This window comes from Streptomyces sediminimaris, from assembly GCF_047049295.1.
Lineage (GTDB): Bacteria > Actinomycetota > Actinomycetes > Streptomycetales > Streptomycetaceae > Streptomyces > Streptomyces sediminimaris.
Genome location: NZ_JBJWOT010000001.1, coordinates 6293026 through 6319769 on the forward strand (window position 1 = coordinate 6293026; position 26744 = coordinate 6319769).

The 26744-nt window shown below is 72.7% G+C and carries 8 protein-coding genes; 3 read left to right on the plus strand and 5 right to left on the minus strand.

The annotated features are described in order from the left end of the window. Positions 1-11 precede the first annotated feature (11 nt). Positions 12-776 carry a thioesterase II family protein gene (locus ACJ9NR_RS29185; protein ID WP_412491988.1) on the minus strand — a complete coding sequence of 255 codons (765 nt, stop codon included), beginning with the start codon at positions 774-776 and terminating at the stop codon, positions 12-14. Between the two features lie 189 nt (positions 777-965). Between ACJ9NR_RS29185 and ACJ9NR_RS29190 the strand changes: the two genes are divergently transcribed. The 3 genes from ACJ9NR_RS29190 to ACJ9NR_RS29200 all read left to right on the plus strand — a co-directional run bounded on the left by ACJ9NR_RS29190 (position 966) and on the right by ACJ9NR_RS29200 (position 3635). Further along, entirely contained in the window at positions 966-1685 is a 720-nt protein-coding gene (locus ACJ9NR_RS29190; RefSeq protein ID WP_412491987.1) for a DUF6875 domain-containing protein, read from the plus strand. Continuing rightward, positions 1663-2523, plus strand: coding sequence for a tryptophan 2,3-dioxygenase (locus ACJ9NR_RS29195; RefSeq protein WP_412491986.1), 861 nt, complete (start codon positions 1663-1665; stop codon positions 2521-2523). The genes ACJ9NR_RS29190 and ACJ9NR_RS29195 overlap by 23 nt, the downstream gene beginning before the upstream one ends. 71 nt (positions 2524-2594) lie before the next feature. Continuing rightward, positions 2595-3635 (plus strand): methyltransferase, encoded by a 1041-nt coding sequence (locus ACJ9NR_RS29200; protein ID WP_412491985.1) that lies wholly within the window; start codon positions 2595-2597, stop codon positions 3633-3635. A 53-nt stretch (positions 3636-3688) separates the two neighbouring features. Here ACJ9NR_RS29200 and ACJ9NR_RS29205 read toward each other — a convergent pair whose 3' ends face one another. The 4 genes from ACJ9NR_RS29205 to ACJ9NR_RS29220 all read right to left on the minus strand — a co-directional run bounded on the left by ACJ9NR_RS29205 (position 3689) and on the right by ACJ9NR_RS29220 (position 26457). Further along, positions 3689-4219: an LmbU family transcriptional regulator gene (locus tag ACJ9NR_RS29205; RefSeq protein WP_412491984.1), complete on the minus strand. Its 531-nt coding sequence runs from the start codon at positions 4217-4219 to the stop codon at positions 3689-3691. A 610-nt stretch (positions 4220-4829) separates the two neighbouring features. Continuing rightward, entirely contained in the window at positions 4830-5711 is an 882-nt protein-coding gene (locus tag ACJ9NR_RS29210; RefSeq protein ID WP_412491983.1) for a siderophore-interacting protein, read from the minus strand. Positions 5712-5857: 146 nt separating this feature from the next. Then, positions 5858-18592 carry an amino acid adenylation domain-containing protein gene (locus ACJ9NR_RS29215; RefSeq protein ID WP_412491982.1) on the minus strand — a complete coding sequence of 4245 codons (12735 nt, stop codon included), beginning with the start codon at positions 18590-18592 and terminating at the stop codon, positions 5858-5860. After that, positions 18592-26457: an amino acid adenylation domain-containing protein gene (locus ACJ9NR_RS29220; protein ID WP_412491981.1), complete on the minus strand. Its 7866-nt coding sequence runs from the start codon at positions 26455-26457 to the stop codon at positions 18592-18594. The genes ACJ9NR_RS29215 and ACJ9NR_RS29220 overlap by 1 nt, the downstream gene beginning before the upstream one ends. Positions 26458-26744 lie beyond the last annotated feature (287 nt).

Below are 26744 nucleotides of genomic sequence, written 5' to 3' on the forward strand. Positions count from 1 at the left end.
CGCCGTCGGCGTCAGCGGCGGTCCGCCGTGGGGGAGAGGATGAGGTGCCTGCGCAGGATCTCGCACACGCGGTCGCGCTGGGCGTCCAGGAAGAAGTGGTCGCCGGGCAGTTCGTGGAATGCGAAGTCGTGGCGGGTGAGGCCGGACCAGGCGGCCGCCTCCGAGGGCCGCACGTACGGGTCGGCGGTACCGGTGAGGATCACGATCGGGCAGTCGAGGGTCGGCTCGTCGCTCCGGCGGTATGTCTCGATGGCCCGGTAGTCGGACCGGATGGCGGGCAGCAGGACGCCGAGCAGTTCACGGTTGGCGAGGATGGCCGGGTCCGTCGCGCCCAGGCGCTCCAGTTCCGCGGCCAGCAGGTCGTCGGGCAGGGAGTGGACTCCGCGGTCGCGGCGGGCCGAGGGAGTGCTCTGGCCGGAGCCGAAGAAGGTCCGCAGCGGGTGGCCGCGAGCCTGGAGCCGGAGCGCCACCTCGTAGGCCACAGCGGCTCCCATGCTGTGCCCGAAGAAGGACAGGGGCTGGTGGTGCAGGAGCGGACGCACCGCGTCGGCCACGTGGTCGGCCAGCTCGCCGACAGTGTCGACAAGCCGCTCCTGGAAGCGTTCTTGCCGGCCCGGGTACTGCACGGCGAGCACGTCGACGTCCGGAGCGAGCGCCGCCGCCAGCGGACGGTAATAGGCCGCGGTGCCGCCGGCGTGGGGGAAGCACAGGAGCCGCGAGGGCGCGGCAGGCGCGAGACCGAAGCCGCGGATCCAGGGATCGACCGGGAAGAGCACGTTTTCTCCGAGGTGTTTCGGGTGATGGTGGACACCGCATTTCCATGATTGCGGGCGGGGCATACCGTGTCCCGCCGGCGGGACACCCAACGCATTCCCGCTCGCCAGTGCGGGGGCGTCCCGGTAGAGCTTTCCTTGGTACGTCTTTCCGGCCGCCGATATGGTTTCGCGAGCCAATCGGTGCGGGACATGTCGGCGAACGCGTGCGCTCATTTCTTGATGGTGCCGTCGGAGGGGAAATCGACAGTAATGTCAATCGATGTGTTGGCAGTCGACGTGGTGAAAGCCCTCGACAGCGTCGACGAATGGCTGAATTCCTATGTCACCCAGCCCCATGAGCAGCTCGGCCGGTCCGGTGCGGTCTGTCCCTTCGTGGCGCCGGCCCGGCGGGTCCACGCGGTCGAGACGGCGGTGCGCCTGGTGGGTCCCGCCGCCAGTCTGTCGTTGATCAAAGAGGTCATCCGCTGTGGTCTGGACGAGTTCGAGCAGTTGGGCCGGCCGACGTCGAACCCGGCTTTGCGGTCGCTGATCATCGTGCTGCCGGATCTGTCGCCCGAGGCGTTCGCGCTGCTCGACGAGGCTCACGCGCAGGTCAAGACCGAGAGCGTGGAACGCGGCCTGATGATCGGCCAGTTCCATCCGGAGTGTGACGAGCCGGCGGCCCGCAACCCCGCCTTCAAGGTCAGCCTGTCACCGGTTCCGCTGGTCGCGGTGCGGGCGATGGCGGTGCACGACATCCTCTTCCTCGGTGAACGGGCGGACTGGTTCACCGAGTACCACCGCCGCTTCGGCGAGCGGTACCGCTCCAGGCCGGACGGCATCGGCCCCCTGCTGACGACGATGTACCACAAGGCCCTGACCCTGCACGGACCCGGAGGGACACCGGATGACCGCCGCGCGACCGGCTGACGGGCGGGACGACGCGGTGGTGAGGCGCTGCCCCTACGGCGGGGCGGCGGACGCGTCCCCGACGGCGTACGCCGAGTACGCGGAGATGGACGCCCTCCTCGCGTTGCAGCATCCGCGCACCGCAGCGGCCACCGAGCCCGGCTTCATCATCATGAGCCAGGTCATGGAACTCCTCTTCAAACTGCTGCACATCGAATTTACGACGGCCCGCGACCGGCTGGCCGACGACGACGTGGACGCCGCGTTGTGGGCGTTGCGCCGGGCTGCTCGGGTGCAGCAGGTGGCGTTGTCGTCGTGGGACTTCTTCAGTGCGATGACGCCCACGGAATTCGCCGAGTTCCGCGAGGTGCTGGGCACCGCCTCGGGTTTCCAGTCCGCCTCGTACCGACGGCTGGAATTCCTGCTCGGGAACAAGAATCCGCGGATGGTGCTGCCGCACCGGGAAGCGTCGAGCCATGAGGCGGTGTCCCGGCAGCTGCACGAGCCAAGCCTCTACGACGCCGTGCTGGTCCTGCTGCACCGCCGCGGTCTTCCGGTCGCGGATGCCGTACTCGCGCGCCCGCGCGATGCGCCGTACGAACCCGACGACAGTGTCGAGCGGGCCTGGCGCGAGGTGTACGAGAACAGCGCCGCGCACCACCCGCTGTTCCTCCTCGGAGAGGCGCTGACCGATGCCGCCGACTCCTTCGCCCGATGGCGCTACACCCATCTGACGGTGGTGCAGCGCGTACTCGGGGGCAAACCCGGCACGGGCGGCACCGACGGCGTGTCGTGGCTGGAGAGGATCAGCGGGCACCGGTTCTTCCCGGAGCTGTGGTCCGTGAGGTCGCTCCTGTAGAGCGGGCCGCCCCTGCTGCCCCCCGGCCCTGCTGTCACCCCATCGATCACCGACCCCACGAGGGAGCGCATATGGCCAAGGCCCGTCCCGTCGACCAAGAAGACCTGACCCGGATCCTCTTCGGCGCCTCCGCCTTCCACCTGCTGCACGCCGGCTGCGAACTCGGCCTGTTCACTCGGTTGCATCAGGATGGGCCGCTGACTGCGGAGCAGGTGTGCGCCGGTTTGAAGCTGGAACCGCGGGCGGCGCAGATCCTGCTGCTGGGCACGACCTCGCTTGGTCTGACCGTTCGCCACAGCCGCCGTTACCTCAACGCCGAGCTGATCGACTCGATGCTCTCCGACGGCACCTGGAGCATCATCGAGGACATCGTGCGGTTCGAGGAGCGGATCGCGATGCCGGCCGCCGCCGACCTGGTGGAGGCGCTGCGGCAGAACACCAACGTCGGCCTGCGCCGCATCCCGGGCGAGGGCGGCGACCTGTACCACCGGCTGGCGTCTCATCCGGAACTGGAGGCGTTGTTCTACCGGTGCATGCGCTCATGGTCGCGGCTGTCGAACCCGGTCCTGGTGGACCGGGCCGATCTGAGCGGGGTGTCCCGGGTGCTGGACGTAGGCGGCGGTGACGGGGTGAACGCGATCGCGCTGGCGGAGGCGAACCCGGGGACGTCCTTCACGGTGGTCGACATGCCCGGCGCGCTCGACATCGCGACCCGCAGGATCGCCGAGCGCGGACTGGACGGCCGTATCTTTGTACGGGCGGGGGACATCTTCGCCGACGAGTTCCCGTCTGGCCACGACTGTGTGCTGTTCGCCAACCAGCTCGTCATCTGGTCTCCCGAACAGAACGCGGCCCTGCTGCGCAAGGCGTTCGATTGCCTGCCACCGGGAGGGCAGGTACTCATCTTCAACGCGTTCTCCGACGACACCGGGGACGGGCCGCTGTATGCCGCGCTCGACAACGTCTACTTCGCCACGCTGCCGGCGCCCGACAGCACCCTCTACCACTGGGGGCAGTACGAGGAGTGGCTGCGCAGCGCCGGGTTCCAGCGGGTCGAACGGCTGCCGGGCGAGACGTGGACACCGCACGGGGTGCTGCGCGCCTGGAAGTAGGGCAGACGCAGGGCGGGGGAGGCGGGCACCCGCCTCCCCCGCCCTGGCGGGTGTCACCCCGGAAGGCTGGCCAACGCCGCCTCGTCGAGGGCCCGGAGCACCCACTGCTCGAACTTGTCACCGGAGAGTTCGGCGGCCTTGCGCCACCGCTGCACCCGGTCAGCCGGGGCGCTGAGCTTGGGCAGATAGTCTTTCGGCGGTTCGCCCTTGCCGTCGCTCTGCCGATGGGAGCGGATGTTGCGGCGCAGTTCGTTGCGTGACCAGTTGAACTCGTCGGCCAGGTCCAGCCACTTGTCCTGCTCGCACGGCGGCAGCGAACTCACCTCGGCGTGGTGCTGGAAGCTCAGCGTCTCACGCCGCCGGTTCAGTGCGAACTTGCGGGCGACCCACGCGTAGTTGCGCAGCGTCTGGTAGTCGAGGCCGCAGGCCTCGATCGCCCGCAGATAGCGGTCCGAGAACTCCTCCTGCCCGTACACCAGCCAGTCGCCGAGGCACCAGGCCGAGGAGTCGACGATGCGTGAGATCTGCGAACCTACGTTTTGCCATCGTTCGAATGTGAGGGCGGCGGGGATTCTCAGTCCCACGCGTGTCGTGAGGATGTCATTGCCTTGCCGCCCTCCATCGGTGCGGTTCCTCCGAAGGGGTGCGCTGGTACGCGGGCGGCTCCGTTGAGTGCGGTCCACGGGGTGCTGCATACGAACCTCTCTTCCCGGCGCTGGTCATGCCTCTGGGCGTGCAGAGGCCGCGTGGTTGAGGTGATTCGGGCGACGGACGCGGCGAAGCGCCGGTGGGCACGGTATGCCGACCGCGGCCGTGCGCTGGAGCGGCCGAGCGCTGGGAGATTCGAAGGCCCGCCCGCTGTGAAAATACGCGCTAAAGGGCGCGATATCTGGGACGGGTCTGATTGCCCGAAATGATCAACGTCATATCAAAACCCCCGTTCATATAGTGGCCAGGCAAAAAGCCGAGAAACCTCCTCGCCGTCCGGCGATGGTCGACTGGCTATGCCACGCACATATTATCGGATCAGTTCCGATCATGGGTGTGAGCGTAGCAAGAAATTCCGATCTTCCGCAGGGTCGATGATCGGTCGGCTTGAAACGACCGGTCGGGTTGATTTCGGTCTTGGCGGCGCGGAGATCGAATGGCCGGGACGCGGCGGCGGGCGGCGCGTCCCGGCCGGTGAACGGCGAGTCAGGAGGCCTGGGCCTGTGCCTCGGCGAGGCGCTCCTGCGCCTCCGCGAGATCCTCCGCGGTGGGGGCGTCGTCCTGGGTGAGCTTCAGGCGCCAGTAGCCGGAGAACTCGATCCGGCTCTTCGGCATGCCGCGGTCGTCCACCAGGTGCCGCCGCATCCGGCGCACCAGGCCTGCCTCGCCGGCGAGCCAGGCGAACCCCTCGCCGTCGGGCAGCGCGGCCTCCCGCAGTGCGTCGGCGAGCGCCTCGCTGTAGCCCGGCTGGGTCGCGCCACGGTGCAGCCAGGTCGTGGTCAGGTCGGCCTCGGTGTGCAGCGGCTGTTCGTCGGCCGCGTCCTGGACCTCGATGAACGCCAGTGCACGCGTGCCGGACGGCAGGCTCTCGGCGATCGTCGCCATCCCGGGGACGGCGGCGTCGTCACCGGCCAGCAGTACCCAGTCGGCCTCCGCGAGCGACGCGGACAGCGGCTTGGGGCGCGCGAAATAGTCGCTGGGCCCGAACACGCCCAGGCAGTCGCCCTCCTTGGCGTCCATCGCCCATCGAGTGGCCGGCCCGGCATGCCGGTGCAGGACGAAGTCGAAGGTGAGGGAGTTGGTGGCCGGGTCGTGCGCGCGGATCGTGTAACTGCGCATCCACGGCCGCTCGTCCTCCGGGATGGCGCTGAACGCCTGATACCAGGTCGTGAGGTCGGTGGTCTCGGTGACCTCCGGCAGGAGCGGCCGGGGCTGCCCGGGGCGCGGAAAGTAGAGCTTGACCTGTTGGTCGGGTTCGGTGAGGGCAAAGCCCCGGACGTCGTCGCCGGTGAGAGTGATGCGTGCCATGTGTGGGGTGATCTGCTCTGTCCGGCTGACGTGCAGGAGCCAGATCGGCAAGCTGTTCATGGATTCCTTCGCGCGATCGGGGCGGATGGCGAGGGGCGCCGCCGGGCCGATGCTGCCGCGCCGGCCGTGACGTCTCCCGTGACTCTTTTGCCCGGAATACTTTACGGCATAAGGAGCTGGGGTGCAGGTCTGCGAGGCGGCACCGGCTATCCCTGGCCGTCGGTGTACGCCGCGAGTTTCTCCCCGACCAGCCGGCCGATGGCCTCGAGCGAGGCCTCCCGGTTCAGCAGAGTGCCGTGCTCGCCCGGCAGGGCGTGCCGCTCGATGCGCCCCTCCACGTACGGAGTCCACGCGCGGTGCGTCCGCGACGGCTCCTGCTGGTCGTCCGCCGTCAGCAGCAGCAGGTCGGCGGCCAGGCGCTCAGGGCGGTAGTCGATGAGCAGCCGGGTGTTGTTGGCGGAGATCTCCATGATCGCCCGCAGTTGCTCCTCCCCGAGGCTCGCCAGCGCGCTGCCCCGCTGTCGCAGGATCTCCCTGGTGCGCTCGAACGTCAGCCGCTCCCCCTCGCCCAGTGCGAACGACTCGTCGACCAGCCCCACGAGGTAGGTGAGATGTTCGTGCAGATCCTCCTCGTCCAGTTCCGGGACGTCGTCATGGGTCAGTCCCTTCCAGCCCGGGCAGGCGTCCAGGACTGCGAGCACTCCCACCCGCTTCCCGCGGCGCCGCAGCTCCACGGCCACCGCGTAGGCCGCGACCCCGCCGAACGACCAGCCGAGCAGGTGATAGGGGCCCATGGGCTGGACCCGCTCGATCTCGTCGGCGTAGTCGGCCGCCATCGCCTCCAGCGTGTCCGGGCGGGGTTCCGGCGCGCCCAGACCGCGTGCCTGGAGCCCGTACACCGGCCGTTCGGGGTCGAGATGCTTCAGCAGACCCGCGTACGACCAGCTGATGCCGCCGCCGGGATGCACACAGAACAGCGCCTCGCGCTCACCCCGCGGGCGCAGCGGCAGCATCACCTCGTAGCCGTCGCCCGTATCGGCGGTCCGGAGGCGTCCGGCCATGCCGGACGGGGTCGGCGTCTCGAACAGCGCGCGCAGTCCCACGTCCACTCCGAAGGCCGCGCGGATCCGGGCCTTGAGCCGGGCCGCCAGCAGGGAGTGGCCGCCCAACTGGAAGAAGTCGTCGTCGACCTGGACCCTGGGCAGGCCGAGCACCTCGGCGAACAGCTCGCACATCAGCTCTTCCTGCGGCAGCCGCGGAGCACGGCCGTCCAGACCGGAGTCGAGATCGGGGGCGGGCAGCGCCGACCGGTCCAGCTTGCCGTTGCGGGTCAGCGGCAGCCGGCTGACCGGCACCACTGCGCTGGGCACCATGTACCCCGGCAACTGCCGCCGGGCGTGCTCGAGCACGCTGCCCAACAACGCGCTCGCCGCCCGCGCGGTCAGCGGCGCCCGCACCCAGCGGGTCAGCGACGTGCCGGTGCCCAGCGGGGACCGCGGGCGGTACAGGTCGACCACCGCGAACGCAGCATCCGGCTCAGTGAACACCACGTCCAGGCGGCAGGGGTCGGCCGACCAGGTCACGTGCGCGGTGAGGCCGAGCCGAGCGGCCAGCTCGTCCACCGCCGCGAGCGGCGGAGCGCCCCCCGGAACCTCCGGGTCGTGTTCGTGGATCGCTGCCTCGACGGCCGCGTCCTCGGCCAGGCGCTGGTTCGGCACCCCAGTCACCCGCAGTGGCGACCGCACTCGGCAGAGCGCCGCCTCCAGCCCTGCCAGCCCGGTTGCGTCGTCCCACGCGACGACGGGCATCTCGCGCGCCGAGGTGAGCGGCCCACCGCCGTCCTTGAAGAGCGTGACGTCGTAGCGGTACCGCGTCAGCTCGTTGGCGAAGGTGCCCCGCTTCACCTCGACCCGGGCGCCCGCGAGACCGTCGACGTGCTCGCCCAGCACGGTGAACAGCTCTGGCGCGACCAGCAGTTCCTTCTCCATCACCAGGGCGCGTTCGACGGCCCGCCGCAGGCTCGCGCGGTCGTGCCGGTCGTGCACCTTGCGGGCCAACGCCGCGGAGGTGAGCATGCGGTGCAGACGCAGATCGCGTACGTCGCCGAGGAACAAGGCACCGCCCGGAGCCAGCAGCCGCAGGGCCGCCCTGATCACCCGCAGCAGATACTCGGCGCTCGGGAAGTACTGCACGATCGAGTTGAGCACCACGGTGTCGAAGTGGCCCTCCGGCAGATCCCCGGTCTCGTGAGCGGCCAGGACCCGCAGCCGCACCCGCTCGCGCAGCTGCGGATCGCCGGCCACGTGACCGCGCAGCGTCTCGACAACCGCCGGGGAGAAGTCAGTGGCCCAGTACTCCTGCGCATCCCGGGCGAGCCGCGACAGCAGCAGACCCGTACCAGCGCCGATCTCCAGCACCCGGCGCGGCCGCAGTCGCCGGACGCGCGCCACCGTCTCGCGGCGCCACTCGCGCATCTCCTCCAAGGGGATGGGCGCGGAGTCGTAGCTGCTGTTCCAGCCGGAGAAGTCCTCGCCGAACGCGGCCGTCGGCGCGGCGTACAACGACTCGTAGATCCCCTGCCAAGCCTGCACCTGCTCCTGCTCGGCCGTCTCGTCCTCGTCCGCGGCCTCCGGGTCGGTGACCACGTACGCCACCAGGCGCGGATCGCCCGGCCGGTCCTCGCGGACCAACACCGCCGCCTGCCCCACGGCCGGGTGACGCAGCAGCACGCTCTCCACCTCTCCCGGCTCGATCCGGAAGCCGCGCAGCTTGACCTGGTCGTCGCCGCGCCCGACGTAGTCCAGCGCGCCGTCCGCCGTCCACCGCACCAGGTCGCCGGTCCGGTACATGCGTGCGCCCGGCTTGCCGAACGGGTCGGCGACGAACCGCTGCGCGGTCAGGGCCGCCCGGCCCAGATAGCCGTGGGCGAGACCGGTGCCGGCGATGTACAGCTCGCCGACCACCCCGGGCGGGACCGGGCGCAGGTCCGGATCCAGCACGTACAGCCAGGTGTTGGCCATCGGGCGTCCGATCGGCACCGACGTGGCGTCGGCGGGCAGCGCGTCGACCGGCCAGCTCGCGGCGAAGGTGGTCGTCTCGGTCGGCCCGTACCCGTTGACGACGACCAGGCCGGGGCAGGCCGCCAGCACCGTGCGTACGGCGTGCGGTGACACCGCCTCACCGCCCGTCCACACCTGCCGGACCCCGGCCAGGCACGCCGGCACGCTCTCGGCGACCAGGGTGAACAGCGAACTGGTCAGCCACAGGCCGGTGACCCGCTGCCGCACGATGGTGTCGGCGAGCGCGTGCAGGTCGAGATCTCCGTCCGGGCCGATCACCAGGGTGCCACCGGTGAGCAGCGGCACCCACAGCTCGTAAGTGGACGCGTCGAACGCCGGTGACGAGTGCAGCAGTACCCGCCGCTGGGCGTCGGTGTGCCAGCGCGGGTCCGCCGCCAGCTCGGCCACGTTGCGGTGGGTGACCCCGATGCCCTTGGGGCTGCCGGTGGAGCCGGAGGTGTACATGATGTACGCCAGGTCGTCCGGACCCGGCCGCTCGGCCGGGGCGGGGACGGGTACGCCGTCCTCCGAGAGGAAACCGTCACCGAGGTCGGTGCCGAGGAGGACGACCGTGGTGCCCGCCGGGAGCGACTCCGGCGCCGGTGCCCGGTCGGTGATCAGGACGTGGGCCCCCGTCTCGGCCAGCACCGTCCGCGTCCGGGCCGCCGGGTGGCGTGCGTCGAGCGGCACATAGGCGGCGCCCGCCTGGAGGATGCCGAGGACCGCGGCGACCATGCCGGGGGAGCGCGGCATGAGCAGCGCCACCGCGCCCCCCCGCCGCACACCGCGGAGTGCCAGCACGGCCGCCACCTCCTCGGCGGCGTCGCGCAGCTCCCGGTAGCCGATCTCGCGGTCGCCGTGCACCAGGGCCGGTGCGTCGGGACGCTCGGCCACCTGGGCGTCGAACAGCTCCGGCAGCCCGGCCTCGACCGCGGGCCGGTCGGTTTCGTTCTGCCGCTCCAGCAGCAGGCTCTCCCGTGCGGTGAGCAGATCGGCCGAACCGATCGCCCGGTGCGGCGCCGCCACCAGGGACGTCAGCAGCCGCACCCAGCGGTCGAACAGCTCGGTGACCGTGCCCGCGTCGTACAGGTCGCTCGCGTACTCGACCACACCGGTGATGCCCTGCGCGCCGCCTGTGTCGTCGAGGTGCTCCGACAGGCTGAAGAACAGGTCGAACTTGGCCGAGCCGGTGCGCCCCGGCTCGATGTCGACGCGCAGCCCAGGCAGTTGGAAGGAGCCGGCCGGCGCGTTCTGGAGGGCCAGCATTGTCTGGAACAGCGGGTGCCGGCCGAGCGAACGCGGCGGGTTGAGCCTTTCCACCAGGTACTCGAACGGCACGTCCTGATGGGCGTACGCCCCCAGCGCGGTGTCACGCACCCGGGCGATCAGCTCCCGGAAGCTGGGCCGCCCCGAGGTGTCGGTGCGCAGCACCAGCGTGTTGACGAAGAAGCCCACCAGGTCGTCGAGTTCCTGGTCGGTGCGCCCGGCGATCGGGCTGCCGACGGGGATGTCCGAGCTCCCGCTCAGCCGGGACAGCAGCGCCGCCAGTCCGGCCTGGAGCACCATGAACACCGTGGCGCCCGACTCCCGGGCCAGCTCCGCGATACGCCGGTGCAGCTCCGCGTCAATGCCGACCCTGACGTAGTCGCCCCGGTAGGAGGCCACGGCTGGCCTCGGACGGTCGGTGGGCAGCCGCAGTTCCTCCGGCAGGGCGCGCAGCCGCCGCACCCAGTAGTCGAGTTGCGTGGCGAAGAGGCTGTCCGCGTCGCCCTGGTCGCCCAGCAGGTCGTTCTGCCACAGCGTGTAGTCGGCGTACTGCACCGGCAGTGCCGACCAGGACGGGGCCTCACCCCGGCACCGTGCCTCGTACGCCCCGGCCAGGTCGCGGGCCAGCGGGCTCAGCGACCAGCCGTCACCGGCGATGTGGTGCACCACCAGCAACAGCACGTGCTCCTCGGCGGACAGCGCGAACAGCCTTATCCGCAGCGGCGGTTCGGTGGCCAGGTCGAAGCCCTGGCGGGCGGCGACGTCCAGCTTCGCGGACAGGCCCTCCTGGTCCGTGGCCACCACCTCCACCGCCGGGGTCGCCTGCGCAGGATCCAGCACCCGCTGCCACGGCACCCCGCCGCTCTCCGGGAAGACCGTGCGCAGGCTCTCGTGGCGCGTCACCACGTCGGCGAGGGCCGCCCGCAGCGCCTCCTGGTCCAAGGACCCGGTCAGGCGCAGAGCGAGCGGGATGTTGTACGTCGGGCTGGGTCCCTCCAGTTTGTGGATGAACCACAGCCTGCGCTGGGCGTACGACAACGGAAGCCGTTCGGGCCGGTCCCGGCGGGCGAGCCGCAGCCGGCTCGGCGCGGCCGTGTCGAGTCTCGCCGCCACCGCCGCCGGGGTGGCGTTTTCGAACAGCGCCCGCAGCGCCAGCTCGACGCCGAACGTGGCGCGGATCGCGGCGATCAGCCGGGTGGCCAGCAGCGAGTGCCCGCCCAGCTCGAAGAAGCCGTCGTCGGCACCCACCCGGGGCAGCCCCAGGACCTGCGCGAACAGATCGCACACGATCTGCTCCTGGGGGGTGCGCGGATCGCGTCCGGTACCGCCCGCGGTCAGTGTCGGTGCGGGCAGCGCGGCCCGGTTCAGCTTGCCGTTGGCGGTCAGCGGCAGTGCGCTGATCGGCACGAAGGCGCTGGGCACCATGGGGGCTGGCAGGGTCCGCTCCACGTGCCGGCGCAACCGTGCCATCAGCGTGCCGCTGGTGCGCGGCACCATCGGGTCGCTGGTGAGGGCCGACAGCGCGGTGCGCGCACCGGGGGCGGACACCGGCGGGCAGGTGCCGGTGAGCGGGGCGTCCCCGCGGGCCAGCACGAAGTCGACCAGGCGGGGATGCGGCGACCAGGCCGCCGCCGTGCGGTAGCCCAGCTCCGCACCCAGCCGGTGCAGGTCCGCCAGGTCCACGGTGGGCGCGGGCACCACCGGGCCGTCCCCGGTGCGGATCACCTCGGCGAGCGCCAGTTCGGCCGCGACCCGGTCGTTCGGGACGCCGGTCAGCCGCAGCCGCTCCGGGCGTCGCTCGGCCAGATGGGTGCGCACGGCCGCCAGGTCCCCGAGGTCGTCCCAGGGCACCGCGGGAGCGTCCCGCACGTCCGTCGTGCGCGCGCCCCGGTGGTGGAGCGTCACGTCGTAGCGGTAGCGGCTCAGCTCGTTGTCGTAGGAACCCTCCTTCAGTGACACGCCCACCGCGCCGATGTCCGGCAGGCGCTCGGCGAGCGCGGTGAAGAAGTCCGGGTCGACGAGGAGTTCCTTCTCCGTCATCAGCTCGTGCTCGACCTCCCGGCGCAGCACGGCGAGGTCCGGCGGCCCGGACAGCCGGTGCGCGTGGACACCCGCCTTCAGCGCCCGCAGCAGCCGCACGTTGCGCACGTCGCCGACGAACAGCGTGCCGCCGGGTGCCAGCAGGCGGGTCGCGGCGGCGAGGACCTCGGTCAGGTAGTCGGCGCCGGGGAAGTACTGGACGACGGAGTTCAGCACGATCGTGTCGAAGTGCCCGGCGGGCAGCCCGCTCGGGTCGTGCGCCGCCTGCACCCGCAGCGTGACCCGCTCCCGCAGCGCCGCGTCGGCCGCCACATGCCGGCCCAGTTCCCCGATGACGTGCTCGGAGAAGTCGGTGCCCCAGTACTCCGCGCAGTGCGGCGCGACCCGGGACAGCAACAGGCCCGTGCCCACCCCGAGTTCCAGGACGCGGCGAGGCCGCAGGTCCAGGATCCGCCGCACCGTGTGCGCCCGCCACTCCCGCATCTCGGGGAGCGGGATGGGCTCGCCGGTGTAGCTGCTGTTCCAGCTGGCGAAGTCCTCGCCGAACGGTGCCTCGGCGGCTCCCGCGTACACCGAGTCGTACAGCAGCCGCCAGTCCTCCAGATGGTGCCGCTCCGCGCCCTCCTCCCGCGCGTCCGGCGTGGCGCCGGGCACGACGTACGCCACCAGCCGCTGGTCACCGGGCCGGTCCTCGCGCACCGTGACGGCGGCCTGCCGCACCCCGGGCTGCCCGTCGAGGACCCGTTCGATCTCGCCGGGCTCGATCCGGAAGCCGCGCAGTTTGACCTGGTCGTCGGCGCGGCCGGCGAACTCCAGCTGCCCGTCGCCGGTCCAGCGGGCCAGGTCGCCGGTGCGGTACATCCGCTCACCGGGCCCCCCGTGCCGGCAGGCGACGAAACGGGAGGCCGTCAGGCCCGCCCGACGCAGATAGCCCAGGGCCACTCCTGTCCCGGCGAGATACAGGTCCCCGACGACACCGGGCGGCACCGGCCGCAGGCGCGCGTCGAGCACATACGCCCGGGTGTTGTCGATCGGCGTGCCGATCAGCGGGGGCCGCGTCCCCGTCTCCCGGCTCGCGGTCGACCAGATCGTCGTCTCGGTCGGCCCGTACAGGTTCAGTACCTCGCCCAGTCCGGCCAGGCCCGCCGCCAGCCGCTCGGGCAGCGCCTCGCCGCCGGTCAGCACCCGCAACCCGCGCAGCGGCGCCGGGTCGTGCGCCACCAGCGTTTGCCACAGCGACGGGGTCGCCTGCATGACGGTGACCCCCTGTGCGGACACCCACTCCAGCAGCGCCGACGGCTGCCGCACCACGTTCCGGGGTGCGAGGACGACCCGGGCGCCCCGCAGCAGCGGCAGCCAGATCTCCAGGGCGGCGATGTCGAACGAGACGGTGGTGACGGCCAGCAGCCGGTCCTGCGGGGTGAGCGGCACCAGCCGCCCCATCGCGTGCAGGAAGTTCGCCAGCGCCTCGTGCGGTACGACCACACCCTTGGGGGTGCCGGTCGACCCCGAGGTGTAGAGGACGTACGCCGGCTGCCGCGGCGCGATCAGGACCTGTGGCGGGGTGTCCGGGTGGGCCTGCAGGGCCTTTGCCGTCCCCGGGTCGTCCAGCGTGATCCGGGCCAGTTCCTCGGCGTCGGGCACCAGCTTGCCGGCGGCCTGGGTGGTCAGCAGCACCGTGGGCCGGGCGTCACGCAGCATGAAGTCCAGCCGGGAGGCAGGGTACTCGGTGTCGAGCGGCAGATAGGCCGCGCCGGTGCGCAGCACCGCCAGCAGTGCGACGGGCAGCACCTCCGTGCGCGGCAGCGCCAGGGCGACCACCGTGCCCGGCCCGCCGCCACGCGCCAGGATCTCCGCGGCCAGCCGGTTCGCCCGCTCATCCAGCTCGCGGTACGTCAGCGTGGCGCCGTCGGCCACCACGGCGACGGCGTCGGGCGTCGCCGCCGTCCGCTCCGCCAGCAGCGTCGGCAGCGGCTGCGGCGCGACCGGCGCCGAGGTGTCGTTCCATGTGCGCAGGACCTGCTCGCGCTCGGCGGCCGTCAGCACGTCGACGTCCGCGATCGGCCGGTCCGGGGCGTCCGCGACGGCGGCGAGCAGCCGCTGCCAGCGGGCGAACAGGGCGCGGACCGTGGCCGGTTCGTACAGGTCGCCGGAGTACTCCACCGCGCCCTCGATGCCGTCCGGCGCCCCGTCGTCCGTCTTGCGCTCCACCAGGCTGAAGAACAGGTCGAACTTGGCGGTGCCGGTGCGCGCCTGGGAGACGGCGACCTCCAGACCGGGCAGCTCGAACCGGCCCTCCGGCGCGTTCTGCAACGCCAGCATCACCTGGAACAGCGGGTGATGGGCCAGCGAACGGGCCGGATTGAGCACCTCCACCAGATACTCGAACGGCACGTCCTGATGGGCGTACGCGTTCAGCGCCGTGTCCCGCACCCGCCGCAGCAACTGGGTGAACGTCGGGTTGCCGGAGGTGTCGGTGCGCAGCACCAGGGTGTTGACGAAGAACCCGATCAGTTCTTCCATGGCCTGGTCGGTGCGCCCGGCGATCGGACTGCCGATCGGGATGTCCGTGCCGCAGCCCATCCGCGTCATCAGCGCGGCCAGACCGGCCTGGAGCACCATGAACACCGTGGTGCCGTTGCGCCGGGCCAACCCCGCGAGGGCGCGGTGCAGGTCCGCGTCCAGCCCCACCTCGACATAGTCGCCGGCGTACGAGGCTGCCGCCGGGCGCGGCCGGTCGCCCGGCAGCGTCACCTGCTCGGGCAGGCCCTCCAGCGTGGCCCGCCAGTAGGCAACCTGCCGGGCGAGCAGGCTGTCGTCGTTGTCGTGCTCGCCGAGCAGCTCGTTCTGCCACAGCGTGTAGTCGGCGTACTGGACGGGCAGGGGCGGCCAGGCCGGTTCGGTTCCCTGGGCACGCGCGGCGTAGGCGCGGGTGAGGTCGGCCGCCAGCGGGCTCAGCGACCAGCCGTCGCCGGCGACGTGGTGCAGGACCAGCAGCAGGACGTGCTCGTCGGGCGCGAGCGCGAACAGCTCGGCGCGCACCGGGCATTCGGAGTCCAGCAGGAACGCGTGCCGGGCTGCCGCGGTGAGGAGGTCCGGCAGGGTCTGCGCGGTGGCCTGGGTGACGGGCAGTGGCGGGACGGCCCGCTCGGGGTCCAGGACGCGCTGGGTGGGGGCGCCGCCGGTCTGCGGGAAGACGGTGCGCAGGCTCTCGTGGCGGACGACGACGTCGCCGAGGGCGGCCCGGAGAGCCGCGTGGTCGAGAGCGCCGGTGAAGCGCAGCGCGAGCGGGATGTTGTACGTCGCGCTCGGCCCCTCCAACTGGTGCAGGAACCACAGCCTCCGCTGGGCGAACGACAGCGGCAGCACCTCCGGGCGGGCCCGCCGGATCAGCGCCGGGCGGGCCGGGCCGCCGTCGTCCAGCCGCTGCGCCAGCGCGGCCGGGGTGCGGGCCTCGAAGACGGCGCGCACCCCGGTCTCGGCGCCGAAGGTGGCGCGGATCCGGGCGGCGAGCCGGGTGGCGAGCAGGGAGTGGCCGCCCAGGTCGAAGAAGTCGTCGTCGGCACCGACCTGGGGCAGGCCCAGGACCTGCGCGAACAGATCGCACAGGATCTGCTCCTGCGGGGTGTGCGGGTCCCGGCCGCCGGCGCCCCGGGTGAGGTCGGGCGTGGGCAGGGCGGCGCGGTCGAGCTTGCCGTTGGGGGTGAGGGGAAGGGCGGGTAGGGGCACGACGGCCGCGGGGACCATGTAGTCGGGCAGCCGGTCCCGCAGGAAGCCGCGCAGGACGTGCGGGTCCGGGGCACGGTCGGCGACGGGCACCACGTAGGCGACCAGCCGCTGGTCGCCGGGCTGGTCCTGGCGTACGAGAACGGTGGCCTGAGCCACGTCGGCATGCTCGGTCAGCGCCGCCTCGATCTCGCCGGGCTCGATGCGGAAGCCGCGGACCTTGAGCTGGTCGTCGGCGCGGCCCAGGAACTCCAGTTGTCCGTCCGGCGTCCAGCGGGCGAGGTCGCCGGTGCGGTACATCCGGTCGCCGGGCCGGCCGTGGGGGTCGGCGACGAACCGCTCGGCCGTCAGCGCCGGCCGGTGGAGGTAACCGCGGGCCAGGCCGACTGTGTTGGTGTACAGCTCGCCGGTCGCGCCGGGCGGCACCGGGCGCAGGGCGTCGTCCAGGAGGTAGACGCGTACGTTGTCGATGGGCCGGCCCAGGGGCGCGACGGCGGGCCATCCGGCCGGGTCGGCGGGCAGGGTGTGGGCGGTGAGGACCTGGGCCTCGGTGGGCCCGTAGTGGTTGTGCAGGCGGCGTGGAGTGTGCTCGTGGAAGGCACGCAGCTGCCGGCTGAGCGTGAGCGCCTCACCGGCCTGGGCGATCTGCCCCAGTGACGGGACGCGCAGGCCCGCCTCGGTGGCCGCCTCGGCGAGGGACTCCAGGACGGTGCTGGGGGCGAAGATCTCGTCCACCCGGTGCTCGGTGAGCCAGGCGGCGAAGCGCCGCGGATCGCGGCGGGTGTCCTCGTCGGGCACCACCAGCGTCTTGCCGAACAGCAGCGCCGAGAGCACCTCCTGCACGGACACGTCGAAACTGATCGCGGTGAACTGCGCGGTGCGGGTGCCGGGGCCGCCGCCGAGCTGGTCGTGGTGCCAGCGCAGCATGTTCGCCACGCCCAGCCCGGTCATCTGCACCGCCTTCGGCCGGCCCGTCGACCCGGAGGTGTAGATGACGTACGCCGGGCTCGCGAGCGTCAGCGTCCGCGGCCGCTCGGCGGGGGAGGGGTCGGTGTCCGGGCAGCCTCCGATCCGGGCGGCGGTGCGAGGATCGTCCAGGACCAGCAGGGGAGTCGGGTCGTCGCCCGGTATCGCGGCCCGGGTCCCGACGCCGGTGAGCAGGACGGCCGGGCGGGCGTCCGCGAGCATGTACCGGATCCGCGCGGCCGGATGGTGAGGGTCGAGCGGCAGATGCGCCGCGCCGGCCTTGACGACGGCCAGCAGGGCGACGATGTGCGCGGACGAGCGGGGCAGGGCGAGCGCGACGATGCTCTCCGGTCCGACCCCGCGCCGGATCAGGGCGTGCGCGAGCCGGTTGGCGCGCCGGTTCAGCTCCGCGTACGACAGGGTCTCGTCGCCGAAGAGGACGGCGGGCGCGTCCGGAGTGGCGGCGACCTGCGCCTGGAACCAGTCCGGCAGCAGCGGCAGTTCCCCTTCGCGCCGGGTGTCGTTCCAGGTCTGCAGCAGCAGACGGCGCTCCTCGGCGCCGGCCACGTCGACCCGCCCGGTGAGCGTGCCGGGGTCCTCGGCCACGGCGGTGAGGACCAGGAGCAGCCGATCCAGCAGAGCCTGCGCGGTCGCCCGGTCGAAGAGGTCGTCGCGGTAGTCCAGTCGCAGGTACAGCCGTCGGCCCGGGGCGGCGACGAGAGTCAGCGGATAGTGGGTGGCGTCCCGGCCCCGCTCCAGGGCCGAAGCCACCTGCAGCTCGGTGCCCAGACCTGCGGCGACGTCCTGGGCGGGCTCGTCCCACGGGTAGTTCTCGAACACCATCATCGTGTCGAACAGCTCCGGCACACCCGCCGCCCGCTGGATGTCCGACAGCCCCAGATGGTGGTGCGCGGTCAGCGCGGACTGGCCACGCTGCACCTCGCCGATCAGCTCCGACAGTGACCGCTCCGGCGCGATCCGCACCCGCACCGGGACGATGTTGATGAACAGGCCCACCATCGACTCGACGCCGGGCAACTGCGGGGTACGGCCGGAGACGATGGCGCCGAACACCACGTCCCGATGCCCGGTCGTGCGGCTCAGCACCAGCCCCCACGCGGCCTGGAGCAGGGTGTTCACCGTCACCCCGAGCCCCTGCGCCCGGCCCCGCAGCGCCGCGGTCAGCTCCTCCGGCGCCTCGGTCACCACCCGCTCGGGCAGCCGGGGAACGCGCGCCGGATCGGCTGGGGCCAGCCGGGTCGCCTGGTCCACCCCGGCCAGCTCCCGCCGCCACGCCTCCTCGGCCGCCGCCCGGTCCTGCCGGCCCAGCCAGGCCAGATAGTCCCGGAACGGCGTCACCCTCGGCAGGGCGCCGGCGTCCCCGTCACGGGCGTACAGGGTGAACAGCTCCCGCATCACGATCGGCGTCGACCAGCCGTCCAGCAGGATGTGGTGGCTGGTCAGCAGCAGGCAGTGCCGCTCCGCCGCGAGCCGGACAAGCGTGAACCGCAGCAGCGGGGGCTGCGCCAGGTCGAAGCGGCGCCGGTGGTCCTCCCGGCCCAGCCGGTCCAGCTCCTCGCCCGCCTCCGCCTCCGGCAGCCCGCTCAGGTCCACCTCGGTCCACGGCACGGTCACCTCGGCCTGGATCACCTGCACCGGCTGACCGTCCGTCACCTGCGGGAAGGCCGCGCGCAGATTGGGATGCCGGGCCACCAGCGCCTGCGCCGCGGCGCGCAGCCGCCCCGGGTCCAGCGGACCCGTGAGGTCGAAGACCTGCTGCACCATGTACACATCGGGGCCGTCCACGTCGTACAACGCGTGGAAGAGCATGCCCTCCTGCATCGGTGTCAGCGGGAGGATGTCGACCAGATTGCCGCGGGTCATTACCGAGTCCTCCACATGTCCTCGAGCTGTTCGACATCGTGCTGAGCGAGTCCGACGAGCGGGAAGTCGGACGGGGTGAAACCGCCGCCCCCCGGTGCGCAGCCGTGGCGGGCCAGTCCCCGCAGGGCCTGGAACCAGTACTCCGCGACGGTCCGTGCGTCCGGCTCGGGCCACATCCCGGACGCCCACCGCCATGTGGCCGTCAGACGCGGCCCGTCCGGGTGGTCGCGCACCGCCGCGTCGACCTCCAGGCCGTGCGCCAGGGGAAGGGCGGCGTCGCTGCCGCCGACCAGCCCGATCTCGTCCGCCACCCGCCAGTCGGGGTGCTCCGGGACGATCGCGGTGCCGGGTGCCGGGAACCGGCCCACGTAGTTGAAGCCGACCTGCGGGACGGCCGCCGTGGCCAGCTCGGCCGCCGTGCCGGGATTGAGGTAGCGCAGCAGGCCGAAACCTCGGCCGTGCGCGGGGACGGCGCGCATCTGCTCCTTGACCCGTTTGACCGCGGCCGCCGTGCCGGGCACACCGGCGGTCACGTCCTCCCACGCGTGCGCGCCGGGATCCAGCCGGACCGGGTACAGGCTGGTGAACCAGCCCACGGTGCGGGAGAGATCGATCCCGCTGCCGTCGTCGTCGCGGCCGTGCCCCTCCACGTCGATCAGGACGGCGCTGCCCTCGCCGCGTCGCTGCTCCCGGCGGAAATGGCCGAGCGCCAGGGACAGCGCGGCCAGCAGGACGTCCTGGACCCCGGCGTGGAACGCGGTCGGCACGCTGGTGAGCAGGGGTTCGGTGACGTCGGGCGAGAGGGTGGCGGTGAACTGGGCTGCGGTGCCGGTGAGGTCACGTGCCCGGTCCAGGGCACGTGTGGTCAGCAGCGGTTCCGGCTCCCGCACCATCCGCGTCCACCAGGTCAGTTCGCCGACCGTCTCCGGCTGCCGGGCCCGCTCGTGCAGGGCGCGCGACCAGGTGCGCACGGAGGTGCCGGCGGGGGGCGGCGGGGCCCCGTCCAGCGCGGCCAGCAGATCGGGCACCAGGACGCGCCAGGAGACCCCGTCGACCGCGAGGTGGTGGATCACCATCAGCAGCCGGCCCTCCCGGCCGGGCCCCGCATCCAGCCAGACGAACTGGGCCATCCGCCCGTCCCGGGGGGAGAGCCTGTCCATCGCGGCCTCGGCCTCCCGCTCCACGGCCGCCCGCACGACGTCCGCGGACCGCTCCGGCTCGTCGCCCGCGTGGCCCGGTCCGGTGGACGGCAGCTGGGCCACCTGGACGAGATCTGCCGGGTCGACGCCGCCCGGGGGCCCGATCTCCAGGGCCCAGCGGCCCCCGTCCCGTTCCCGGGTCAGACGGGCGCGCAGGGCGGCGTGACGGTCTGTCAGAAAGGCCACGGCGGCGGTGAGCCGGTCCCGGTCCAGCCGGTGGGGTGCCCGGAGCAGCAGGGACTGGGAGAACCGGTCGATCGGGCCGCCGCGGTCCTGGAGCCAGCACATGATCGGACTGGGCGGGACGAGTCCCTCGCCGGATCCGGAGTCCTCGGCCGGGGCCGGCGCCGTCAGGTCGCCGACGGCCTCCGCCAGACGCGCGGCCGTACGGTGCTCGAAGACGTCCCGCACGCCGGCGTCCAGGCCGGCGGCGCGGGCCTGGGAGACCAGCCGGATCGAGAGGATGCTGTCGCCGCCGAGCGCGAAGAAGTCGTCTTCGGCACCGACCGGGTCCTGGCCGAGCACCTGGGAGAACAGCTCGCACAGCAGCTTCTCCCGGGGTGTGCGGGGCTCCCGATGGTCCGTCACGGGCAGGGCGGGTTCCGAAAGGGCGGCCCGGTCGACCTTGCCGTTGGAGGTCAGGGGCAGCGCGGGCAGCGGGACCAAGGCGGCGGGGACCATGTAGTCGGGCAGCCGCTCGGCGGCGTACGCCCGCAGCGCGGCGGGGTCGGCTGCCGTCACCAGGTAGGCGACCAGCCGCGCACCGCCCGTGTGGTCCGGGCGGGCGAGCACGGTGGCGCTGGCCACGTCCGGATGCCCGCTGAGCACCGCCTCGATCTCGCCGGGCTCGATCCGGAACCCGCGGATCTTGACCTGGTCGTCCGAGCGCCCCGCGAACTCCAGCACCCCCGCGCCGCTCCAGCGCACCAGGTCACCGGTGCGGTACATACGGGCGCCGGGCGGGCCGAACGGGTCCGCGACGAACCGCTGGGCGGTCAGCGCGGGCTGCCCGACATAGCCACGTGCCGGCCCCGAACCGGCGATGTACAGCTCGCCGACGACTCCCTCGGGCACCAGGCGCAGTCCTGCGTCCAGCACGTAGGTACGGGTTCCGGCCAACGGCCGGCCGATCGGCACGGCCGGGGCGTCGGGCGCGAGCTCGCGCATGGCGTGACTGGTGGCGAAGGTGGTGGTCTCCGTGGGGCCGTAGCCGTTGACCACCACCGTCCCGGGGCAGGCGGCCAGCACCCGGCCGACCGCGGCCGGGGAGAGCGCCTCGCCGCCCGCCCACACCTGCCGTACGGCGGCGAAGCAGCCGGGGTCGTGCTCGGCCATCACGTCGAAGAGCGCGGCGGTCAGCCACAGACCGGTGATCCCCGACTCCGTGATCAGCCCGGCCAGGGTGGGCACGTCCAGGTCGCCGGGCGGCGCCACCACCACCTGGCCGCCGCGCAGCAGCGGCACCCACAGTTCGTAGGTGGACGCGTCGAACGCGAGCGGCGAGTGGAGCAGCACCCGGTCGTGCGCGGCGTCCGACCAGCAGGGATCCGAGGCGAGCGCGGCGATGTTCGCGTGGGTGACGGCGATCCCCTTGGGCCGGCCCGTCGAACCCGAGGTGTACATGACGTAGGCGGCATCGGCGGGCGACGCCGGGAGGCGGAGGTCCGCCGCCGGTGCGGCCGCCAGCTCGGCGGCGGTGGCCGGGTCGTCGATGTCGATGCGGGGGACGCCGTCGAGCCGGGGCGTGCCGCGCGTGGTGAGCAGCAGGGCGGGCCGGGTGTCGCGCATCATCAGCTCGGTCCGCGCCGCGGGCTGCCTGGGGTCGAGGGGCACATAGGTGCCGCCCGCCTTCAGAACCGCAAGGATCGCCAGGACCGCGTCGACGGACCGCTCCAGGCGCAGGAGGACCGCGTCGCCCCGCCGGACACCGTGGGCCCGCAGCACGTGGGCGAGCCGGTTGGCCCGGCCGTTCACATCGGAGCGGGTCTGCCGGGTGTCCCCTGCGACCAGGGCCACCGCGTCCGGATCGGCCGCGGCCCGTGCCTCGAACAGCGCGGACAGGGGGAGGGCCGGGAGTGGCTGGTCGGGGCCGGTGCCGTGGCGGAGGATGCGCTCCCGCTGCGCCGGGATGAGCAGGTCGATACCGGTGATGGGGGCGCCGGGGTCGGTGACCGCGGCGTCGAGCAGCCGCACCCAGCGGTCCCACAGCGTCAGCACCGACTCCGGGTCGAACAGGTCGTCGGCGTACTCGACGAGCCCGTGGATTCCGGCGGGCCGCCCGTCGCCGTCGTACTCCTCGGTGAGGCTGAGGAACAGGTCGAACTTGGCGGTGCCGGTGCGGCCCAGCTCCGAGCGCACCTGGAGGCCGGGCAGGTCGAAGGAGGCGTCCGTGGCGTTCTGGAGGGCCAGCACGACCTGGAAGAGCGGATGGTGTGCCAGGGAGCGCGACGGGCTGAGAACGTCGACCAGATGCTCGAACGGCACGTCCTGGTGGCCGTGGGCGGCCAGCGCCGTCTCCCGCACCTTGGCCACCAGTTCGGTGAACGACGGCGCGCCGGAGGTGTCGGTGCGGATCACCTGGGTGTTGACGAAGAGGCCCACCAGGTCGTCGAGCGCCTGGTCGGTGCGCCCGGCGATCGGCGTGCCGACGGGGATGTCGGTGCCGGCGCCGAGCCGGGTCAGCAGGGCCGCGAGGCCCGCCATGAGCACCATGAACAGGCTGGCGTTCGCGGCCCGTGCCGTCTCCAGCAGCCGGCGGTGCAGGTCCGCGTCGATCCCGGCGGTGAGATGGTCGCCGCGGTGCGAGGCGACGGCGGGCCGGGGGCGGTCGGTGGGCAGGTCCAGGCACTCCGGCAGTCCCGCCAACTGCCCGCGCCAGTAGGCGACCTGAGTGGCGAACAGGCTGTCGGCGTCCTCCGGGTCGCCGAGCAGGTCGCGCTGCCACAGGGTGTAGTCGGCGTACTGCACCGGCAGGTCGGGCAGTTCGGGCCGCTCACCCCGGCTGCGGGCGCCGTAGGCGGTCGCCAGGTCGCGGGAGAGCGGCCCGATCGACCAGCCGTCCGCGGCGATGTGGTGCAGGACGAGCAGCAGGACGTGCTCGTCGGCCGAGAGGCTGATCAGCTCGGCCCGCAGCGGCGGCTCGGCGGCGAGGTCGAACCGGCGCCGAGCCGCCTCGGCCATGTGGTCCGACAGCTCCGCCGGATCGCCGTCCCGCGCGGTGAACGGCGTCTCCACATCCGGCAGCACGACCTGGTACGGGACGCCGTCCTGCTCGCGGATCACGGTGCGCAGGCTCTCGTGCCGGGCCACGACGTCACCGAGGGCGGCGCGCAGGGCGGCCCGGTCCACCGGGCCGGACAGCCGCAGCACGAACGGGGTGTTGTAGGTGGCGTCCGGCCCGTCCAGCCGGTGCAGGAACCACAGCCGCTGCTGCGCGAACGACAGCGGCAGCACCTGCGGACGCTCCTGCCGGGTCAGCGCCGGGCGGGCCGGCGCCGCGTCGTCCAGCAGCCGGGCCAGCGCGGCCGGGGTCGCCGCCTCGAACAGGGCGCGCAGGCTCAGTTCGACGCCGTACGCCGCGCGCAGCCGCGCGGTCAGCCGGGTCGCCACTACCGAGTGACCGCCGAGGTCGAAGAAGTTGTCGTCGGCGCCGACCCGGTCGACGCCGAGGACCTCGGCGAACAGATCGCACACGACCTGCTCACGCGGCGTCCGGGCAGGCCGGTGCGGGCCGTGTGCCGACGTCTGGTCCGGGGCGGGCAGCGCGGCCCGGTCCAGCTTGCCGTTGGGGGTCAGGGGGAGCCGGTCGAGGAGGACCACCGCGGCCGGCACCATGTGCTCCGGCAACCGGTCACGGGCGAACGCGCGCAGCTCCTGCGGACGCACCCCGGCTTCGGCGGCCGGCACCACGTAGGCGACCAGCCGGTCGTCGTCGAGCCGGTCCTGCCGGATCAGGACGGCGACCTGGGCGACGCCCGTGTGCTCGGCAAGGGCGGCCTCGATCTCACCGGGTTCGATGCGGAACCCGCGGATCTTCACCTGGTCGTCGGACCGGCCCAGATACTCGAGCAGCCCGTCAGCGGTCCAGCGGGCCACGTCCCCGGTGCGGTACATCCGCGTGCCCGGCGGTCCGTAGGGGTCGGCGACGAACCGCTGCGCGGTCAGCTCCGGACGTCCCAGATAACCGCGGGCCAGTCCGGCGCCGGCGACGTGGAGTTCGCCGGGGACGCCGGGCGGCACGGGTCGCAGGCCCGGGTCCAGGACATAGGTGCGCAGGTCGCTCAGGCCGGTGCCGATCACGCTGGTCTCGGCGGCGGCCACCTGGTTGCGGTCCAGGTCGAGCCGGGTGACGTGCACGGTCGTCTCGGTGATGCCGTACATGTTGACCAGGGCAGGCGCGGTGTCCGGGTGCCGCTCGTACCAGGGGCGCAGCCGGTCCGGGCGCAGCGCCTCACCGCCGAAGACGACCGTGCGCAGCGCGAGGCGGTCGCCGTGCGCGGGCTCCTCGCGGTCGGCCTGCATCAGCTGGTAGAAGGCGGACGGCGTCTGGTTGAGCACGGTCACGCCCTCGTCGGCCAGCAGCCGCAGCAACTGCGATGGCGTACGGCTCACGTCGTACGGCACGACGACCAGGCGGCCCCCGTGCAGCAGTGCACCCCAGATCTCCCATGTGGAGAAGTCGAACGCGGCGGAGTGGAACAGGGTCCACACGTCCCGCTCGTCGAAGCCGAACCGCTCCTGGGTGGCGTCGAACAGGCGGACCACGTTGCGGTGGGTGACGAGGACGCCCTTGGGCCGGCCGGTGGAGCCGGAAGTGTAGATGACGTATGCGGGATGCTCCGGTGAGAGCGCACGGGCCCGGTCGCCGTCGACGGGGTCGGTCGCCGGCTGCGCGTCGAGCAGGCCGGTGGTGGCGCTCTCGTCCAGGACGAGCGCGGGCGCGCCGGACGGCAGCGACGGCGCGGTGCCCCGATCGGTGACCACCAGCACCGGGGCGGCGTCCGCCAGCATGAAGGCCAGCCGGGAGGGCGGATAGGCCGGGTCCAGCGGCAGATAGGCCGCCCCCGTCTTGGTGACGGCGAGCAGGGCGACGATCAGTTCGACGCACCGGGGCAGGGCCACCGCGACGATCTTCTCCGGCCCGGCGCCGCGGGCTATCAGCAGGCGAGCGAGCCGGTTGGCCCGGGTGTTCAGCTCCGCGTAGGTCAACCGGGTGCCGTCGAGGGAGACGGCGGGCGCGGCCGGGGCGGCCTGCGCCCGCGCCTGGAACAGCTCCGGCAGGGTGGCTCGGCGCACGGGGGCCGGGGCGGCCGGGGGCGGCAAGAGCCGGCGGCGTTCCGCCGCGGTCAGCAGGTCGATCCGGCCGATCGGGGAGTCCGGGTCGACTTCGGTGACGGCGTTCAGCAGGCTCAGGAACCGGTCCTGATGTTCCGTCAGGGTCTGCCGGTCGCAGACCTCGGGGTGGGCGGTGAGGTCGATCTGGAGGCCGGAGCCGTCCCGCCGGTCCCACACGGCGATCGCCAGGTCGCCGACCAGGCCGGAGGAGAGGTTGTGTACGGTCGCGGGCTGCTCGCCGAACCGCAGGTCGTAGTCGAACGACATGACGTTGACCAGCGGCGCGTACCGGGCGGCGGCCGTGTCCGGCAGCGCGATGTCCCGGTGCAGGTCCTCACCCCGGTACCGCTGGTGGGCCACCACGTCACGGACCCGGTCGCTCACCTCGCGCAGCAGCCCGGCGACGCTCAGGCCCGGCCGCACCGGCACCCGCAGCGGCAGCACGTTGGAGGTCATGCCCGGGGTCTGGCGCACCACGACGTCCGTGCGCGCCGCGACGGGCAGGCCGACCACCACGTCATCGGCGCCCGTCATCCGGTGCACGTACGCCGTCGCTGCCGCGATCGCCAGCTGTGACCAGGGCACCCGGGCGCGACGGGTGATCTCGCGCATGCGCTCCAGACGGTCCTGGCCGAGCCGGGTGGTACTGCGCAGCAGCTCCGCCGGCGTGCTCCGCGACGGCACCACGAGCCGGGGCGTCGGCGGCCGGTCGGCGAACAGGCCGGTCCAGAACGCCCGGTCCCCGGCGAACTGTTCGGAGGAGCGGTAGACGGTGTCGCTCTGCACCAGCCGGCGCAGGGAGCCGAACGGCGACGCCTCGCACGGCCGTCCCTCGGCGAGCGCGGTGTAGACCGCAGCCACCCGCCGGGCGATGAGCTGGGCGCCGAACGCGTCCATGACGATGTGGTGGTAACTGTGGTACCAGATGTGGCAGTGGTTCCCGAGGTCGATCAGCGCGTGCCGGAACAACGGCCCGCGGGTGAGGTCCATCGGCCTGCGGATGTCCTGCTCCATCCACGCCGCTGCCGCCGCCGACGGGTCCGGACGGCCGCCGACGTCCACGTACGGCAGCGGCCAGTCGGTCACCTGCCGTACGGACTGCCGGGCGTCGTCGCCGGACTCGGTGAACCTGACGTGCAGCGCGTCGGCCTCAGCGACCGTCTGCCGCAGCGCCCGTTCGAACAGCGCGGGGTCGATCGGGCCGTCGATCCGCGCGTACTCCCCGACCCGGTAGACGCTGTTCGCCGATTCCAGGCGCTGTTCGGCGAACCAGATCTCACGCTGTGCGGCCGACAGGGGCAGAATCGCACCCTCGGGCTCACGACCAGACAATCTTCAGCCTCCGGTTGCGTAGCGCCGCCTGATTTCGATACATCGGCGGGAAGAATGCAAACGGTTGTTCTGCGAGCCGGTTTCCCGTTGTCCGGGCACCGCCCGAACCTAACACGGTGGTTCGGGGAGTCAATGTCGTGAGCAGGCCCGCGGACAGCGTCGGGTGTCCCGCCGGCGGGACAGCGAATTTCCGTCTGGTGCGCCCATGATCACCCTGCTAACTTCCCGATTATTCCAGCCGGTGAGGGAGAGGCATGGCAATCGCGTCCTGGTGGGGTGAGTCATTG

Coding starts and splice junctions, on each gene's coding strand:
- ACJ9NR_RS29210 (WP_412491983.1), bottom strand. CDS start 5,711: ATGAACAGCTTGCCGATCTGGCTCCTGCACGTCAGCCGGACAGAGCAG.
- ACJ9NR_RS29215 (WP_412491982.1), bottom strand. CDS start 18,592: ATGACCCGCGGCAATCTGGTCGACATCCTCCCGCTGACACCGATGCAG.
- ACJ9NR_RS29200 (WP_412491985.1), top strand. CDS start 2,595: ATGGCCAAGGCCCGTCCCGTCGACCAAGAAGACCTGACCCGGATCCTC.
- ACJ9NR_RS29195 (WP_412491986.1), top strand. CDS start 1,663: ATGACCGCCGCGCGACCGGCTGACGGGCGGGACGACGCGGTGGTGAGG.
- ACJ9NR_RS29190 (WP_412491987.1), top strand. CDS start 966: ATGTCGGCGAACGCGTGCGCTCATTTCTTGATGGTGCCGTCGGAGGGG.